The organism is Saccharomonospora sp. (assembly GCF_027317685.1).
Classification (GTDB): Bacteria; Actinomycetota; Actinomycetes; order Mycobacteriales; family Pseudonocardiaceae; genus Saccharomonospora.
Genome location: NZ_DAHVQP010000083.1, coordinates 19,956 through 34,212 on the forward strand (window position 1 = coordinate 19,956; position 14,257 = coordinate 34,212).

Sequence of the window (14,257 nt, forward strand, 5' to 3'; positions counted from 1 at the left end):
CTGAGGCGAGAGTACGGAGGTAACGATGGACCGGGCTCGCGATGACGCGGCCGGGCAAGCCGACCGTGCCGCTCGTGTTCTGGACGGGCCGACCCCCAAATACGCGCAGCTACGCGAGATCCTGCGCCGCATGGTGGAGCACGAGCTTCCCCCCGACACACCGATCCCGTCGGAACGGGACCTGGCCGAACGCTACGGCGTGTCCCGCCTCACCGTCCGCAGCGCGGTCGGGCGGCTAGTGGACGAAGGGCTGCTACGCCGGGTACGAGGTCGCGGCACCTTCACCGCGCATCGCCGCATCGACCTCTCGCTGCATCTTGTGTCTTTCACCGAGGACATGCGCAGGCGTGGGCTCACGCCCGGCAGCAAAGTCCTGTCCATCGCCACCGCCGTTCCTCCCGAACCCGTCCGCCGGACGTTCGGGCTCACTCCCCGGGCCTCCGCGTACCGAATCAGGCGGCTGCGGCTCGCCGACGGCCTCCCGTTCGCCGTCGAGGACGGCTGGTACCACCCCGGGGTCGTACCGAGCCTGCTCGACCTCGATCTGACCGGATCGATATACGCCCAGCTCGCACAACGGCACGGTGTGCGATTCGACACCGCTTACCAGACCGTCACCGCCGCGACGGCAGGAACACACCACGCACGGCTGCTGGAACTGCGGACCGGCGCCCCGCTGCTGGTCTTCCAACGGGTGTCCCGCGTCGGTGGGCGAGCGGCGGAGGACACGACGTCCTGGTACCGGGGAGATCGCTACCGGTTGACCGTCTCACTGGACACCACATCAAGCACCCGTGCGCCGAACTCCGGCCACATCACGAAACCGAACCCAGCAGTGCAGGGAGAACACAGATGACCACCACATCCGACTCAGCGAAACGTAAGGGAAAGCGCCTCGCCGGGCTGCAACGGTTCGGCCGCAGCCTCATGCTGCCCATCGCCACGTTGCCCGCCGCCGGCCTGTTGTTGCGGCTCGGCCAGGAAGACATGCTGGGCCGCTGGCAGGCCACAGAGGATGTCGCGAAGGTACTGGCCGCCGCGGGCGGCGGGCTGTTCGACTGGTTGCCGTTGCTGTTCGCGGTCGGCATCGCGGTCGGTTTCGCGCGCAAGGGGGACGGCTCCACCGGCGTGGCCGCCGTGGTCGGCTTCGTCGTGTTCAACAAGGTCGTCCAGGTCTTCGCGCCCATCGACGAGATGGAAGGGTTCGAGGAAGGCTGGTACCTCGCGCCGATCAAATGGCCCTACAGTGTGCTCTCCGGTGTGGTGGTGGGCCTGGTGACCGCCGTGATGTGGCAACGCTTCTACCGGACGAAACTACCGCCCTACCTGGCGTTCTTCGGCGGCCGACGGTTCGTGCCCATCGTCAACTCGTTGGTGCTCGTGCTGCTGGGCGTGGTGTTCGGCCTGATCTTCCCCGTCATCGACGCGGGCATCCACAGCCTCGGTGAGCTCGTCACCAGCGACGCCGTGATCGGCGGCGGCGTCTACGGCGTGCTGAACCGGCTGCTCATCCCCATCGGCCTGCACCAACTGCTCAACGTGCCCGTGTGGTTCGTGCTCGACGGTGGCGACATCAACAACTTCTTCCTCGAGGGCGACCCCGAAGCCGGCGCCTTCATGACCGGGTTCTTCCCGATCTTCATGTTCGCCCTGCCCGCCGCGGCGCTGGCGATCTGGCAGACCGCCCGCCCGAGTCAGAAGAAGGTCGTCGGCGGCATCATGATCTCGGCCGCGCTCACGGCGTTCCTCACCGGTATCACCGAGCCGATCGAGTTCGCGTTCATGTACGTCGCGTTCCCGCTCTATTTCCTTCACGCGGTGCTCACCGGTATCTCGCTCGCGCTCGTGAACGCGCTGGACATCCACCTCGGGTTCATGTTCTCGGCGGGCGGGATCGACTTCCTGCTCAACGCCGGGGCACCTGCGGCCAGTCAGGCATGGCTGCTCATCCCGATCGGCCTGGTCTACGCGGCGATCTACTACCTGCTGTTCCGCTGGGTGATCACCAAGTGGAACCTCCGCACGCCCGGCCGCGAGGAGGACGAAAGCAGCGCCGAGACCGCCGAATCCCCCACCGTCTCCGACGAGGCGGCCACCCGTGGTTCCGACTCCTCCGCAACGAACGACAACCCGACGCAGAAGGGATGACGACATGGCCGAACGCACAGTGACGGTGGCGAGCAAGGTCGGCCTGCACGCCCGACCGGCCGCGCTGGTCGCCAAGACCGCCGCCGCCCAGTCCGTGCCGGTGACCATCGCCAAGGACGGCGGCACGCCCGTGCAGGCATCCAGCGTGCTCAACCTGATGACCCTCGGCGCGAAACACGGTGACACCGTGGTGATCGCCGCCGAAGGCGAGGGCGCGCAGGCGGCCGTGGAAGCGGTCGCCGAGCTGATCATCAAGGACCTCGACGAGTAGTCGGGACATCGATCACCCGCGGCCCGGTCCCTCGATATGGACCGGGCCGTGTGCGTTTCGCCCCAACGGGGTACCCGCCGGGCATGCAGGCACGAGCACGACACCAACGTCCACGCACCCGCGAGGACTACGAACGTGGTCTGCCCGACTACCACGACCCCACCGGAGGTTTCGGCGGGGCCGCACCCGCCTACAGCGCACTGACACTACGCATCGTGCTGGCGAGCCTGGCCGTGGTGTTGTGTGTGGGCGGAGCGATCCTATTCGCCTGGTTTGACATGTGGTGGGGCACCGTTTTCCTCGCCATCGTGGCGGCAGGTAGCGCGGTGGACCTGGGATGGGTCATCCACCGTAAACGGCGAGGCGAACCGGGCTGAGGCGGTGAATCCGATGACCCGCAAGACAGCGATCACGGAACGGTTCTACGCCGACCGCAGCGACGCCGGGCGAGCGTTGGCCGAGATGCTCAAGGAGATGGACTGGGTCGACCCGGTGGTGCTCGGGCTGGCTCGGGGCGGCGTTCCCGTGGCCGTGGAGGTCGCGTCCGCCCTACACGCTCCCCTGGGTGTCGCGGTCGCCCGCAAGATCGGGGCTCCTGGGCGCCCCGAATTCGGCGTCGGCGCTGTCACCCCGTACGGCCCCGTCGTGTTGGACGAGCGCAGTCTCAGACTGCTCGGCCTGACCCGAGACGACCTGGCCTCGACGAGCGCACGAGAGCGTGAGGAAGCGCTGCGCCGACTCGGCGTCTACCAGAGCGGTCGCGACCCCGAACGTCTCGAAGGGCGGGACGTGATCGTGGTCGACGACGGGCTCGCCACCGGCGTGACGGCTACGGCGGCGTTGCGTTCCCTGCGCGAGAGCGGGCCCCGCACGCTCACGTTCGCCGTCCCCGTGTGCGCACCACCGGCGGCCGCCGCTCTGCGGAACGAGGCGGACGCGGTGCTCTGCGTGTCCGAACCGCCGCACTTCCAAGCCGTCGGACAGTGGTACGCCGATTTCTCGCAGATCGACGACGATGAGGTGGTGGCGTTACTCGACCGGTACTCGGGAGTCCAGCCATGACCGTCCCGTTCGGCGTCGCGACGGGTTCGACAGCGCTGTCGGGCGACCTCACCGTTCCCGCGGACACGCTCGGTGTGGTGGCGTTCGCGCACGGTTCCGGCAGTTCCCGGAACAGTCCACGCAACGTGGCGGTGGCCCGCAGTCTTCAGGATCAGCGTCTTGCGACATTGTTGTTCGATCTCCTCACCGCCGACGAAGGGCGCTACGACGCGGTGACCGGCCGGCTGCGGTTCGACATCGATCTGCTCTCCGACCGGCTCGTCACAGCCGTGGATCAGCTACGCGAGGACGTCACCACCCGGGACCTGGCGATCGGGCTCTTCGGCGCGAGCACCGGAGCGGCGGCAGCCTTCGTGGCGGCGGCACGCAGGCCCGAAGCCGTGCGGGCGGTCGTCTCCCGGGGCGGCCGTCCGGATCTCGCCGGTGCCGCGTTGGCCGGGGTGGAGTGCCCGACTCTGCTGGTCGTGGGCGGGGAGGACACGCAGGTACTTTGTCTCAACGAGCAGGCCGCCCAGCGCATGCTCGGGCCTGTGGAACTGGCGGTCGTGCCGAACGCGACCCACCTGTTCGAAGAGCCCGGCGCGCTCGAACGGGTCGCCGACCTCGCGGCGACGTGGTTCACCCGCCACCTGACCTGACCACCGTGTCCGCAGCTTGCGTAGCCGTGTCCGCAGCCTGCGTAGTCGTGTCCGCAGCCTGCGTAGTCGTGTCCGCAGTGTCGGTCGACCTGTCCGCGCGCCTGCCCACGTGCAGTGGCCGCGTGTCCGCTGCTCCGTGCCACCCCCCGGTTAGAGTGAGGACATGGACAGTGTGCGGCTGATCGAGCAGTGGCCCGTCGACAACGCCGCGGCGGCGGTGGTGAAGGACGACGGGACGGTTCTGGGCACCCACGGCGACACGGCCCGGGTGTTCCCCCTCGCCTCGGTCACCAAATTGCTCACCGCCTACACCACCCTGATCGCGTTGGAAGAAGGCGCGGTGGAGCTGGACACCCCTGCCGGGCCGGAGGGTTCCACGATCCACCACCTGCTCGCGCACACCGCCGGTCTCGGGTTCAACGAACACAAGGTGCTCGCCGAACCCGGTAAACGACGGCTGTACTCCAACGCGGGGTTCCAGCAGCTCGCCGACGCGCTCGCCGAGCACACCGGTATCGCGTTCGATGTCTACCAGGACGAGGCCCTGTTGCAGCCGCTCGGCATGCGTGACACGGTCCTCAAGGGATCGCCCGGCGCAGGTGCGGAGTCCACTGTGAACGACCTGATCCGCTTCGCCGGGGAGCTGCAAGCGCCCACTCTGATCGATCGTTCCACCTTGGACGATGCCACCCGAGTCGCTTTCCCCGGCCTCAACGGCGTCCTTCCCGGGTTCGGCCACCAGAAGCCGAACGACTGGGGTCTCGGGTTCGAACTGCGCGACCACAAGGATCCGCACTGGACGGGCAAGCGCAACTCACCCAGGACATTCGGGCACTTCGGACAATCCGGCACGTTCCTCTGGGTCGACCCCGAGGCGGGCGTGGCGTGCATCGCCCTCACCGACCGCGCGTTCGGCCCCTGGGCCGCCGAGGTGTGGCCGGAGTTCAGCGACGCCGTGCTCACCGAACTCGCCTGACCGGCCTCACCGCGGAACACAGGCCCGCCAAGGTCTAGCGAACCGGTTCGGCCAGGACTGCCCGCGCTGCCAGTGTTGTCAGCGCTCGAGAACCCGGATCGGCGCGCCCTTCTGGTAGGCGGCGATGTCTGCCACGGCATCTCGGTAGAACACCTCGTAGACATCCCGGGTGACGAACCCGATGTGAGGTGTCAACACAGCATTGGGCAGCGTCCTCAACGGGTGGTCGGCGGGCAACGGTTCCTCATCGTAGACGTCCAGGGCAGCACCACCGATGACGTTCTGCCTCAACGCCCGGATCAGCGCGTCCTCCTCCACGATCGGGCCACGAGAGGTGTTCACCAGCAGCGCGGTCGGCTTCATCGCCGCGAGTTCGGCAGCGCCGATCAATCCGCGCGTCCGTTCGCTCAGGACGAGGTGCACCGTCAGCACGTCGGAGGTCGCGAAGAGCTCGTCCTTGGACACCGCCGTGACATCGTGTTCGGCGGCTCGTTCGGCGGTGAGGTTCTGGCTCCACGCGATGGTGCGCATGCCGAACGCCTGCCCGACGCGGGCGACCTGTGCTCCGAGCCGCCCGAGACCGAGCACACCGAGGGTCTTTCCTCGCAGGCCGGTACCGACGGTGGTCTGCCAGCCGCCCTCCCGCATCGCGCGCAGTTCGGTGGGCAGGTTTCGGCACGCCGCGAGGATCAATGCCCACGTCAGTTCCACCGTCGGATGCGGCAGGTATCCGGTGCCGCACACGACGATGCCGTGTCGGCGTGCCGCCTCGACGTCGATGGAGGCGTTGCGCTGCCCTGTCGTGACCAGTAACCGTAGGTCGGGAAGGCGGCTTAACACCGACTCGGGGAAGGGTGTGCGCTCGCGCATGGCGACGACCACGTCGAAACCGGCCAGCCGCCGCACCAATTCGTCGGGGTCAGCGATGTGCTCGGTGAAGACCTGCACCTCGGCGTTCAGCGAGTCCCAGTCCGCGAGTTCGAGTGCGATGTTTTGGTAGTCGTCGAGAATGGCGATGCGCATGCCTCTACGCTAACGTCCCAGCGCGCACGACACGCGTTCGCTGGGGCGGAGCAAGGTGTCAGGGGCGTACGTCCACCCACACCAGGTGGTGGTCGGAGGCGTCGTTGAGGTGGTCGAGGCGGGTGCCCGGCACCGGCCAGAAGACGCCGCTGCGGCCCGTTTTCATACCGCGGGAGGGCAGTACGTAATCCACACGCAGATTGCCCGGTGATTCGTCCCCGAAATCCGCGGTGTCCAGCCACGGTCGTCCTCGATGCTCGTCGTTGGCTCCACCCTGCAGCCTGGCCGCGACGGCCGCTCCCACACTCGCCGGGGCGGTGTCGTGAACCCGAGGTGCGTCGAGAAGCCGGTGGATCGCGTCCTCGGTGCTGTCTCCGTCGAAGGGATCGGCGTTGTAGTCGCCGACGACCACGAACCGCTCCCCTGGGCGGAGCCCACCACGACGTCCCTCGTCGTCGTAGATGTAACCGCTTCGCCCCGGGGTCACGTAGTCGGCCCAGAATCGGATCTCGTCGTGGTTGCGGGTGCCGTTGCGGTCCTCCGGCCCGTCGAAGGATGGCGGAGTCGGATGTGCGGCGAGCACGTGCACGGTGCGTCGCCCGGTCTGGACGGGAATGTCCCAATGAGACTTCGACGACAGCCGCAGTGTCTCCAGCATCTCGGCCGAATACCAGTCCGTTGGTTCCGGCGTGGCCGGATCGTCGGGAAGCAACGCGTCCGGCATGTCCTTCCACAAAAAGGTCTGGAACGTTCGAACCCGGTCCGTGTCGATCGGGTGACGCGACAGCACGAGCATCCCGTACTGTCCGACGAACTCACCGAACCCGTGGGCGTCGTCGGGGCCTCCGACCATTCCGTCGCGGTTGAGGTCGTGTCCGGTCTGCACCCCCGTGTTCACCGGGGCGGTGTAGGCGTACGGGTAGTGGATCGGTTCGGCGCCGTTCTGCGGCACCTCCAGGTAGTTTCGCCGGAACGCGTCAGCGGCCGCGTTGTTCGGTACGTAGTCGAACTCGTTCACCAGCAGTACGTCCGGCCTGCTGCGCTGGATCACCTCGGCGACGACGCGAGCCTGCTCGTCGTCGAGAGTGGACAGATCGTCGAGCAATTCGCCCTCGGCCGACCGGTTGAGCGAGGCGTTGAACGTCGCGAAACGCACCGTGTCCTGAGGCCCCGGCCTCGCCTGAGCCGTTCCACCGGTCACCGACAGCACCAGAGTGGCTGCCAACGCCACCGCCCACGTCTTGCGCATCGCACCTCCAACGCGTTCACCGAGTGACCCTATCGGACGAAAGTGAACAGCGGTGAACGCACACGTTCCGTAGTCGTGTCGACGCGGCGAGCCGCTCACTCCAGCGGCAGCGGCAGGATGTGTCCGGTGGCCTCTCGTAGGGCGTCCCGCATCACCTCACGCGGTGCCGGGAGTCCGGTGAACTGCTCCACCTGGCCGAACGCCTGGTGGAGCAACATGTCCAGTCCCGTGGCCACCCGCCCGCTCCGGGCCGCCACGGCCTCGGCCAACGGTGTCGGCCAGGGGTGGTAGATCACGTCGAGCACACACGGCGCAGCGGCGAGCTCGTCCACGTGAGGGGCCACGGCTTCGGGAGGCACGGTGTTCACCAGCACCGCCGCCGTCGAAGAGAGCTCGGCGAAGTCGGTTTCCGCCCACATGTGGACGGCGACGTCCAGCCCGGCACGGCGTGCCGCCTCAGCCGTCGCCCGAGCACGAGCGGGCTCTCGTACGACGAGATGCACGTCGGTCAGCCCGAGCTCACCGAAACCCGCCACGGCCGCCGCCGCCGTTCCGCCCGCCCCCAGTACCACGGCAGTCCTCCCACCCCCGGGCTGGAAGCCGCCGGCAGCGCGCAACGCGCCTACGACACCGTCCACATCGGTACAGTCCGCACGCCACCCTCCGGTCGGCAGCCGGAACAGGGTGTTGGCCGCCCCCACGGCCGTCGCCCGTGGTGTGACATCCTCCGCGATCTCCAGTGCCACGCGCTTTCCGGGCATGGTCACCGACAGGCCCACCCACTCGTCGCCGAGTGCCCGCACGAACTCCGGCAGAGCCTTGTCGTCGATCTCGTGCGCGTCATAGCGCCATCCATCGAGGCCGAGCGCGGCGTACGCGGCGTTGTGCAGAACGGGCGACAGCGAGTGTTGCACGGGCGAACCGAGCACACCGGCCCTACGAGGAACCACTGTGGACATACTGGGCTCAGTAGACACCCCGGTCCCTCGCATCCCTCTGAGCGGCCTGATGGTCCTCGTACTCCTCGTTGAAGCACGACCGGCCGTCCTTTTCACACTTGACGAAGTACTTGTAGCCGTTGTCCGCCGGGTTCAACGCCGCTTCGATCGACTTCGGGCTCGGCGAGCCGATCGGAGTCTGAGGGAGGCCGGCCATCGCGTACGTGTTCCAGGGTGTCTTCTTGTTCCGTGCCTCTTCCGTGGTGGTCAAAAGCGGTCGCTTCGACGGATAGTTGACCGTGGAGTCCATCTGCAGCGGCATATCGATCTCCACCCGGTTGTAGATGACGCTGGAGACGTTCGCGAAATCGGCCTCCACGCCTTCCAACTCGATGATCGACGCGATGACCAGGATCTCGTACGGGCTGTACGGTGTATCGTCCGCGGCGCTCGGCAGGCCCGCCGCCTCCAGCCTCGTGGCCGAGGCCTCGAGCACCTGCGACAGCACCTCCTCGGCGTCTCCGCCCGGCCTGATGTCGTAGACACCCGGCGCGATCAGGCCCTCCAGCTTGCGGCCGCCCGGGGCCTTCTCCGCACTCTCCACGGCCCAGTTGGGCACACCGAGCTCGGCGAGGTCCGCGGAATCCGCGGTCTCGCGCAGCTCATCGGCCGACACACACGTCTCTTCCCCGTTCACCCGGGCACACGACGCCTGCTCCAGCAACGTGAAGACCCCCGGCGTCACCGACTCGTCGGGCTGGATGACGTCGAAGAGCTTGGTGCCCGCCCTGACCTGGAGATGCCCGACCCTGGCGTCTTCGTCCACTAGGGCCTGTACAGCCGCCTCGCCCGACATCTTGGTCTTGACCTGGTAGTAGCCGGGCTGGATACCGAGCACCCGCTCGTCGTCCTCGCCGGCCTTGACGAACGCCTCCGGGCTGGCCACCACGTCGAGCTCGGCGAGCTTGGCCGCGATGACACTGGTGACATCGCCCTCCTCCACGTGGAGGATCACGTCGTTCTCGCCGGGACCTTCGTAGTCGTCGTAGCCGAAGCCTAGCAGTTCGCGCGCGCCGAGGAAGGCGCCCGCGCTCAACCCTGCCAACAGCAGGAGCACGGCCAGCCACTTCAGCAGCCGGCGGCCCCGACTTTCGCGCTTGGTGTCGGGGTCGTCGTCCTGCTCGTCGTCGTACTCCGATTCAGCACGGTCGTCGTCGGAGTCGTATCCGTCGTGGTCCTCGGTGTCGTCGAGGACACCGAGACCACCACGGTCCCGGCCTCGGTCGTCGAGGTCGTCACGTGCGTCGTCCCGGAGGTCGTCGGCAGCACGGTCCCCGGAGTCGGCCTCGTAATCGTCGTAGTCCTCGTAATCGTCGTAGTCGTCGTAATCCTCGTAGTCGTCGTAATCCTCGTAGTCCCGGTAGTCGCCCTCGATCTCCTCGTCGTAGAGATCGTCGTAGGGCTCGTCGAGTTCGAGGATCTCGGTGGGGTTGTCGTCCGGCGGGACACCGTCGTTCGGTGACGGCCTGCGTCGCCGCATCGGTGGCCTGCCCACGGGCCCCCTCGCAGGAACCGGTGCCCGTGGTGGCCGCTGCGGCGGTTGTGGTGGAGGGGGAGTCGCCACGTTCCCGTCGTCCAGCAGATCACCCTGGCTCCGCACATGCCGTGGAGGAAGATCCGGGGCGGGTGCCTGATGACGTGGAGGACGCGACGGACGGCGTGGCGGCAGCGGGTGCTCACCACTCATCGCATGCCTGGGGGGCCGTGGCGGCGGAGCCTGATGCCGTGGCCCGCGTGGTGACGGGTCCTGCGAAGAGTGTGTCGGCGGCTGTGGGGGCTGTTGCTCCCGATGGTGCCGCGGCGGCCCCTGCCGCCGCCTGCGCGGTTCGGGGCCGTCGTAGGGTGCGCTCACTGCTGTTCTGCCTCCCGTGCGACAGCGGCAGCGCGCGCATCCAACCAAGCCTGCAGGAATTCCACCGCGGCAGCCTGGTCGACCACAGCCCGCTGCTTCCGTCCCTTCACGCCACGCTGCGAGAGCATACGGCTCGCGCTCACCGTGCTCAGCCTTTCGTCGGCCAGCCGAACCGCGACAGGGGAGACTCGTTCCGCCAGTCGCCGTGCGTAGTCCGTGGCGATGGCCGCAGCGGTGCCGTGGCGGTCGGCCAGTGTCCTCGGCAGTCCCACGATCACCTCGACCACGTCGTGCTCGGCGACGAGTCGAGCCAACTCCTCGAGATCCCTGTCGGTGTCGGCATCACGCGACAGGGTAACGAGTGGGGAAGCCAGGATCGGCGCGGGATCGCTCAATGCGACCCCGACCCGGACCGCTCCCACGTCAACAGCGAGGCGCCGACCGGGCCCGGGATCGTCCACTCCGGGCCGGTCCGGCCGGACGTCGCTCACCGGCTCGCCGCGACCGCCGCGCGGAGGGCCTCGATCGCCCGCTCGACGCCCTCGGGCTTGCTGCCACCACCTTGGGCCATGTCGGGCTTGCCGCCACCGCGACCGCCGACCGACTCGGCGAATGCGGGAACGAGCTTGCCCGCGGCCAGGCCGGCATCGCGCGCGGCTGCGGTGGTGGCGACGACGAAGCTGACCTTGCCCTCACCGGCCGGCGCGAACAACGCCACCACACCCGGTCGCGACCCGAGCCGGTTGCGTACCTCACCCGTGAGCTTGCGCAACGCCCCCGCGTCGACCTCCTGGTCGAGTTTTTCGGCGACGACGGTGATGCCGGCGACGTCCTGAGCCTTCTCGGCCAGCGTCGAAGCCGAATTCAGCACCTCGCGCAACCGCAGCTGCTCGATCTCCTTCTCCGCGTTGCGCAGACGAGTGAGCACGTCCTGGATACGCGACGGCACCTCGTCGGTCGGCACCTTGAGCGTGCCCGCCAACTGCGACACCAGCAGCTGTTCCTTGCGCACGTGCCGCAGGGCGTCGGTGCCCACGAGGGCCTCCACCCGGTGCACGCCCGAGCCGACCGAGGAATCACTGACGAGTTTGACCAACCCGAGCTGGCCGATGCGCTCCACGTGGGTCCCGCCGCACAGCTCGCGCGAGTAGTTGCCCATGTCGACCACGCGGACGTTGTCGCCGTACTTCTCACCGAACAACGCGACCGCACCGAGTTCGAGGGCCCTGTCCTTCGTGGTGGTGTACGCCTGCACCTCGACGTCGGTCTGGAGGTAGTCGTTGACCTCCTCCTCCACCTCGGTGAGCACGTCGTCCGACACCGACTTCGGCGTGGTGAAGTCGAACCGCATGCGACCGGGCGTGTTGAGCGAACCGGCCTGGGCGGCACGGTTGCCGTAGGCGCCGCGCACCGCCGAGTGAACGAGGTGGGTGGCCGAGTGCGAACGGGCGATGGACGCGCGACGCGTGCCGTCCACCGATGCGGTGAGTTGGGTGTCCACACCGACCTCGCCCGCGACGACCTCGACCCGGTGCACGAACAGACCCGGTACGAGCCTCTGCACATCGAGGACCTTCAGTTCGGCGCCCTCAGCGATCAACACACCGGTGTCAGCGATCTGCCCACCGCCCTCGGCATAGAACGGGGTGCGGTCGAGCACCAGTTCTGCGGTGCTCCCCTCGCTCGCCGACCGCACGGGCTTTCCGTCCACGAGCAGACCGAGCACTCGCGCGGTGGCCTGGAGATCGGTGTAGCCGAGGAACTGGGTCTCGCCGTGCTGTTCGAGCAGGCTGCGGTAGACCGACAGGTCACCGTGGCCGGTCTTGCGCGCGGCGGCGGCGGCCTTCGCCCGCTGCCGCTGCTGCTCCATGAGGGTGCGGAAACCCTCCTCGTCCACCGACAGGCCCTGTTCGGCCGCCATCTCCAACGTCAGGTCGATGGGGAAGCCGTAGGTGTCGTGCAGCTGGAACGCCTTGTCCCCGGCCAGGATCGTGCCACCGGAGCGCTTGGTCTCCTGCGCGGCCAGGTCGAAGATGCGTGATCCACTGGTCAGTGTGGACAGAAACGCCTCTTCCTCGGCGCGCATCACATCGCTGATGCGGTCGAAGTCCCGCGCGATCTCCGGGTAGGAGGGAGACATGGCGTCCCGCACCACCGCGGCGAACTCCGGCAACACCGGTTCGTGCACGCCCAGCAGCCGCACCGACCGCACGATGCGCCGCAGCAACCTGCGCAGGACGTACCCACGGGCTTCGTTACCGGGTGTGACACCGTCGGCGATCAACATGACACCCGAACGAGCATGGTCGGCGATCACCCGGAACCGGACGTCGTCCGCGTGGTCGGCGCCGTAACGACGGCCCGAGAATTCCTCGGCCTTGGTGATGACCGGCCGCACGAGATCGGTCTCGTAGACGTTCTCGACTCCCTGCAACAGGTAGGCGACACGCTCGATACCCATGCCGGTGTCGATGTTCTTCTGCGGGAGCTCACCGATGGGAGGATGCCCCTGCTTCGGGCTCTGCTCCCCGCGCATCTCCTGCATGAACACGAGGTTCCAGATCTCGAGGTAGCGGTCCTCGTCCACCGCGGGACCACCCTCGCGGCCGTATTCCGGACCGCGGTCGTAGTAGATCTCCGAGCACGGACCGGACGGACCGGGCACGCCCATGTCCCAGTAGTTGTCGTCCGCGCCCCGGAACTGGATGCGCTCCGAAGGGAGTCCCGCGACGTCACGCCACAACGCGGCCGCCTCGGCGTCGTGCTCGTACACGGTGGCCCACAGCCGGTCGGGGTCGAGTCCCAGCCCGCCCTCGTTCTGCGAGCTGGTGATGAACTCCCACGCCAGCTCGATGGCGCCCTGCTTGAAGTAGTCACCGAACGAGAAGTTGCCCGCCATTTGGAAGAACGTGTTGTGGCGGGTGGTCTTGCCGACCTCGTCGATGTCGCCGGTACGCACGCACTTCTGCACACTCGTGGCACGGGAGTAGGGCGGCGGCACCTCGCCGAGGAAGTACGGCTTGAACTGGACCATGCCCGCGTTGACGAACAGCAACGTGGGATCGTCCAGGATCAGCGACGCACTGGGCACCTTGGTGTGTCCGTGACGTTCGAAATGGTCCAGGAACCGCTTGTTGATCTCGTGAGTTTCCACTGGTTTTCCTTGGCGTGAGGCTGTCCCGGCGCGGTGTCACACGGACCGGGTGGATGCGGACGAAAACAGGCGAAGACCTCGTGGGCGTCGGTATCGACGATGTCGACGGCGACCGTCAGATCTCCGCCCGTCGCGCTCGCCCCGTCCGGGGTTCGGTCGCAGTGTGCCCACCACGCGCCCGCTCCCCTCTGGCTACGGTCGACCGCGGCAGGCCCGAACGCTGCTCCACGATGTCGTTCAGCTCCTGTTCCCGCTCAGTCATGCCGGCGCGGACTTCCGCGCCGAACGCGCCGATCGCACCGGCCAACTCCCGCATGGCGTCTCCCAGATTCGAGGCTAACCCCGCAGGAGTCGCCTGACGAGCCGTCTCACTCGCTTTCCGGGACAACGTCACTCCGGCGACGACACCGACGCCGAGCCAGAACAGTCGCTTCATCGCCTACCGCCCTTCTTCCTCCTGCGGCGAGAGTGCTTGCCCTCCTCGGCCTTTCGGCGACGTGCCCGCAGCGCCTTGCTGATGCCGTACGACAACGCGGCCAGCTTGACCAGCGGGCCCCCGAGCGTGGTGGTGAACACCGAGGACAGGGCCGAGACGTTGCCCGACACGGCCTGCGCGTTGGCGGTGATGCCGTCGACCCGCTCCAGCTGTGTGTTGACGTGGGTGATCGTCTCATTGGCTCCGTGCAGGAGCGGATCGGTGTTCTCGTGCGCCTTGCGGATCGCGATCGTAGCCTCGTCCAGCGTGCGGCCGAGCTTGACCAACGCGATCGCCAGGAACACAACCAGCAACACGAAGGCCCCCGCGGCGATCAGCGCGGCGATCTGCCCTGCCGACACGTGCCCTCCCTACAAGAATTGTCATGGCCACCAGGATTGGCCGTCAGGC

General features: G+C 67.8%; 15 protein-coding genes. 7 read left to right on the forward strand and 8 right to left on the reverse strand.

The window, feature by feature from the left end; genetic code table 11:
• The first annotated feature begins 25 nt into the window (after positions 1-25).
• From M7H19_RS09825 to M7H19_RS09855, 7 genes are all read left to right on the forward strand, one after another.
• Positions 26-856: a GntR family transcriptional regulator gene (locus M7H19_RS09825; RefSeq protein WP_298179957.1), complete on the forward strand. Its 831-nt coding sequence runs from the start codon at positions 26-28 to the stop codon at positions 854-856.
• Positions 853-2,148 carry a PTS transporter subunit EIIC gene (locus M7H19_RS09830; protein WP_298179960.1) on the forward strand — a complete coding sequence of 432 codons (1,296 nt, stop codon included), beginning with the start codon at positions 853-855 and terminating at the stop codon, positions 2,146-2,148. Before M7H19_RS09825 ends, M7H19_RS09830 begins: the two co-directional genes overlap by 4 nt.
• Positions 2,149-2,152: 4 nt before the next feature.
• Complete coding sequence (locus M7H19_RS09835) at positions 2,153-2,419, forward strand: HPr family phosphocarrier protein (protein WP_298179962.1); 267 nt, start codon at positions 2,153-2,155, stop codon at positions 2,417-2,419.
• Between the two features lie 83 nt (positions 2,420-2,502).
• Positions 2,503-2,796: a hypothetical protein gene (locus tag M7H19_RS09840; RefSeq protein ID WP_298179964.1), complete on the forward strand. Its 294-nt coding sequence runs from the start codon at positions 2,503-2,505 to the stop codon at positions 2,794-2,796.
• A gap of 13 nt (positions 2,797-2,809) precedes the next feature.
• A complete protein-coding gene (locus M7H19_RS09845; protein ID WP_298179967.1) occupies positions 2,810-3,481 on the forward strand; it encodes a phosphoribosyltransferase family protein in 672 nt (223 codons plus the stop codon).
• Positions 3,478-4,119, forward strand: coding sequence for a dienelactone hydrolase family protein (locus M7H19_RS09850; RefSeq protein WP_298179969.1), 642 nt, complete (start codon positions 3,478-3,480; stop codon positions 4,117-4,119). Before M7H19_RS09845 ends, M7H19_RS09850 begins: the two co-directional genes overlap by 4 nt.
• 163 nt (positions 4,120-4,282) lie before the next feature.
• Complete coding sequence (locus tag M7H19_RS09855) at positions 4,283-5,095, forward strand: serine hydrolase domain-containing protein (protein WP_298179972.1); 813 nt, start codon at positions 4,283-4,285, stop codon at positions 5,093-5,095.
• Between the two features lie 78 nt (positions 5,096-5,173).
• Here the strand turns inward: M7H19_RS09855 and M7H19_RS09860 are convergent, their stop codons facing one another.
• The 8 genes from M7H19_RS09860 to M7H19_RS09895 all read right to left on the reverse strand — a co-directional run bounded on the left by M7H19_RS09860 (position 5,174) and on the right by M7H19_RS09895 (position 14,208).
• Positions 5,174-6,118: a D-2-hydroxyacid dehydrogenase family protein gene (locus M7H19_RS09860; protein WP_298179976.1), complete on the reverse strand. Its 945-nt coding sequence runs from the start codon at positions 6,116-6,118 to the stop codon at positions 5,174-5,176.
• Positions 6,119-6,176: 58 nt separating this feature from the next.
• Positions 6,177-7,367 carry an endonuclease/exonuclease/phosphatase family protein gene (locus M7H19_RS09865; RefSeq protein WP_298179979.1) on the reverse strand — a complete coding sequence of 397 codons (1,191 nt, stop codon included), beginning with the start codon at positions 7,365-7,367 and terminating at the stop codon, positions 6,177-6,179.
• A gap of 95 nt (positions 7,368-7,462) precedes the next feature.
• On the reverse strand, positions 7,463-8,326 hold the full coding sequence (locus tag M7H19_RS09870; protein ID WP_298179981.1) for a shikimate dehydrogenase: 864 nt from the start codon (positions 8,324-8,326) through the stop codon (positions 7,463-7,465).
• 7 nt (positions 8,327-8,333) lie between these two features.
• Positions 8,334-9,845 (reverse strand): endolytic transglycosylase MltG, encoded by a 1,512-nt coding sequence (gene mltG, locus M7H19_RS09875; protein ID WP_298180050.1) that lies wholly within the window; start codon positions 9,843-9,845, stop codon positions 8,334-8,336.
• Positions 9,846-10,213: 368 nt separating this feature from the next.
• On the reverse strand, positions 10,214-10,708 hold the full coding sequence (gene ruvX / locus M7H19_RS09880) for a Holliday junction resolvase RuvX (RefSeq protein ID WP_298179984.1): 495 nt from the start codon (positions 10,706-10,708) through the stop codon (positions 10,214-10,216).
• Positions 10,705-13,371, reverse strand: coding sequence for an alanine--tRNA ligase (gene alaS, locus M7H19_RS09885; RefSeq protein ID WP_298179986.1), 2,667 nt, complete (start codon positions 13,369-13,371; stop codon positions 10,705-10,707). Before alaS ends, ruvX begins: the two co-directional genes overlap by 4 nt.
• 115 nt (positions 13,372-13,486) lie before the next feature.
• Positions 13,487-13,807, reverse strand: coding sequence for a hypothetical protein (locus M7H19_RS09890; RefSeq protein ID WP_298179988.1), 321 nt, complete (start codon positions 13,805-13,807; stop codon positions 13,487-13,489).
• A complete protein-coding gene (locus tag M7H19_RS09895) occupies positions 13,804-14,208 on the reverse strand; it encodes a DUF948 domain-containing protein (RefSeq protein ID WP_298179991.1) in 405 nt (134 codons plus the stop codon). Before M7H19_RS09895 ends, M7H19_RS09890 begins: the two co-directional genes overlap by 4 nt.
• Positions 14,209-14,257 lie beyond the last annotated feature (49 nt).